Source organism: Polaribacter sp. (assembly GCF_965656025.1).
In the GTDB taxonomy this organism is placed as follows: Bacteria; Bacteroidota; Bacteroidia; order Flavobacteriales; family Flavobacteriaceae; genus Polaribacter.
In genome coordinates this window covers 43,990-46,977 of the sequence record NZ_CBFHJT010000008.1, presented here as the reverse complement: position 1 = coordinate 46,977, position 2,988 = coordinate 43,990, and the positions used below count along the sequence as shown (strand labels likewise).

Here is a 2,988-nt window from a genome sequence, read left to right as displayed (position 1 = left end):
TATTGGGCATATTCCTTTGCCTTATGTAATGGGGTATGATACTAGACCATTATTAACTATTAAAGAAAAAGCTGTGTTTTTAAATGAAGCGGCAGACAACAATTATTACCTTTTTTTAGAACACGATGCACACAATGAAATTTGCACAGTAAAACATACAGAAAAAGGAGTAAGATTAAACAAAACATACAAATTTACAGACCTATTTAACTAAGACAAAAGAAAGAAATGAACGTATTAAAACCAGTGATGTATTCAGCTGTAGCAGGCTTATTATTTGCAAGTTGTAAATCATCAATAACCACAATTCCAGTACCAAAAGGTACAGATACAGTAATAAATATTCCAGCAAAAAAAGAAAAATTATCAGAAGACGAGTTACATACTTGGAGCCATATGGATATGGAAACAGACTCTATTCCTGGGATGAGTATAGACAAAGCTTATCAGTTTTTAGAAGGTAAAAATGGTACCACAGTTATTGTTGCCATTGCAGATTCTGGTTCAGATATAGAGCATGAAGATTTAAAAGATGTTGTTTGGACCAATCCAAAAGAAATTGCGGGTAATAATATAGATGATGATAAAAATGGATATATAGATGATATCCATGGATGGAATTTTCTGGGAAGTAAAGATGGTACGATTGTAAATGCAGACCAATTAGAAATTACCAGAATTGTAAAGAGAGGAATGGAAAAATTTGGTGATAAAAAAGCATCAGAAATTTCTGAAAAAGATAAAGAAGACTATCAACAATACTTAAAATTAAAAGAAACTTTTGAAGCGAGAGCTGCAGAAAAAAAGACAGAAATAGAAAACTTAAAGAAAACTGCAGAAAGAATAAAACAAATAGAAGATAATTTTAACGATGTTAAAAAATTAGCAGGTACAGACAATTTAACGGTTGATGTTTTAAAAACCTTAAAACCATCAGACAATGTTATGGCTGCAAAAATTGCGGATGTAAATGGTCTTTTACAAAGAGGTATGTCAGAAAAAGGTTTATTAGACTATAAAAAACAATTATTAGATTATTTAAAAACACAAGATGGCGCAAAAAGTTACGATTTAGATTTTAACGCACGTCAATCTTTACCAGACGATTTATATGATATTAACGATAAATTTTACGGTAATAATAATGTAATTGGTTCAAAAGATTTAGAAAGTCATGGTACACACGTATCTGGTATTGTTGCAGCTTCTAGAAACAATGGCAAAGGTGTAAATGGTGTTGCAACCAATGTAAAAATTATGCCTGTTAGGGTTGTGCCAGATGGCGATGAGCATGATAAAGATGTAGCTTTAGGGATTAGATATGCTGTAGATAATGGTGCAAAAGTAATCAATACAAGTTTTGGTAAAGCATATTCACCAAATAAAGAATGGGTTTATGAGGCTATTAAATACGCAGCAAAAAATGATGTTCTAATTGTAAATGCAGCTGGTAATGATGGTAAAAATATTGATGTCGATAAAACATATCCAAACGACTCTAAAGATTTACTAAACGAAATTTCAGACAATGTATTAACTGTTGGAGCAATGAGTTTGTATTACGATGAAAAATTACCTGCAAACTTCTCTAATTATGGTAAAATAAATGTAGATGTTTTTGCACCTGGTGTAGATGTATATTCCACAATGCCAAAAGACGAATACGCACCCAACAGTGGTACTTCTATGGCTGCTCCTTCTGCTGCTGGTGTTGCAACTTTGGTACGTTCTTACTACCCACAATTATCTGCAAGTCAGGTAAAGCATATTTTAATGAATTCTGGTTTAAAAATTAATTTCGACGTTATAAAACCAGGTACTCAATCTAGAGAAAACCCAACAGGTATAAAAGTGCCTTTTTCAGATTTATCTGTTTCCGGTAGAGTTGTAAATGCCTATAATGCACTATTAATGGCAGACAGAATTGTAAACAGTAAAAAATAAATACTTAAAAAACAACGATAATTAAATCGTTGTTTTTTATTTTTATAACAAACTTAATCAATCTTATATATGAAAAAATTATTCCTTTTAGGTAGTATTGCATTGTTTTTTGCGGCTTGTGCACAAACAAAAGAAGTACCGTCTACAACAAATAAAGAAGCACCAAAATTTACAACGTATTGGCAACAGCATATAGATTATGCTATGGATATTGATGTAGATGCAGAAAAGCATCAATACAAAGGAATCCAAAAAGTTGTGTACACAAATAATTCTCCAGACCAATTAAACAAAGTGTATTATCACTTATATTTTAATGCCTTTCAACCTGGTTCTCAAATGGATGTTAGATCTTTAAATATTAAAGACCCAGATAGAAGAGTTAGAGATAGAATTAGCAAATTAAATGCGGATGAAATAGGGTATATTAAAGTAAAATCTTTAAAACAAAACGGAGCTGCTGTTTCTTATGAAACGGTTGGTACAATTTTAGAAGTTACCTTAAATAAACCTATAAAATCTGGAGAGAGTGTAACTTTTGATATGATTTTTGATGCACAAGTTCCTTTGCAAATACGAAGGTCTGGTAGAGATAGTAAAGAAGATATTGCGCTATCAATGGCACAATGGTATCCAAAAATGGCAGAATACGATTTTGAAGGATGGCACACACCACCTTATATTGCAAGAGAATTTCATGGAGTTTGGGGTAATTTTGATGTAAAAATTTCTATTGATAGAAATTACGTTGTTGGTGGTACTGGTTATTTACAAAATCCACAAGAAATTGGGCATGGTTATCAAGATAAAAGCAAGCCACTAAATGTACCAAATACAGACAAACTTACTTGGCATTTTAAAGCACCCAATGTACATGATTTTATGTGGGCAGCAGACCCAGAATACAAGCACGATATTTATACGATGAAAAATGGTATCGATTTACACTTTTTATTTAAGAAAAACTTAGACGCAAAATATTTACAAAACTGGAAAGATTTGCAGCCAAAAACGGCAGAATTAATGACTTATTTTTCTGAAAAT

At 31.7% G+C, this 2,988-nt stretch carries 1 protein-coding gene and 2 pseudogenes; all 3 read left to right on the top strand.

The features are described from left to right. Positions 1–214 (top strand): annotated as a pseudogene (locus ACTG3S_RS02725) (MBL fold metallo-hydrolase); the annotation flags it as partial. A 14-nt stretch (positions 215–228) separates the two neighbouring features. Next, the gene (locus tag ACTG3S_RS02720) at positions 229–1,944 is read left to right on the top strand and encodes a S8 family peptidase (protein WP_439127841.1); all 1,716 of its coding nucleotides are present in this window, start codon (positions 229–231) and stop codon (positions 1,942–1,944) included. A 69-nt stretch (positions 1,945–2,013) separates the two neighbouring features. Further along, positions 2,014–2,988 (top strand): annotated as a pseudogene (locus ACTG3S_RS02715) (M1 family peptidase); the annotation flags it as partial.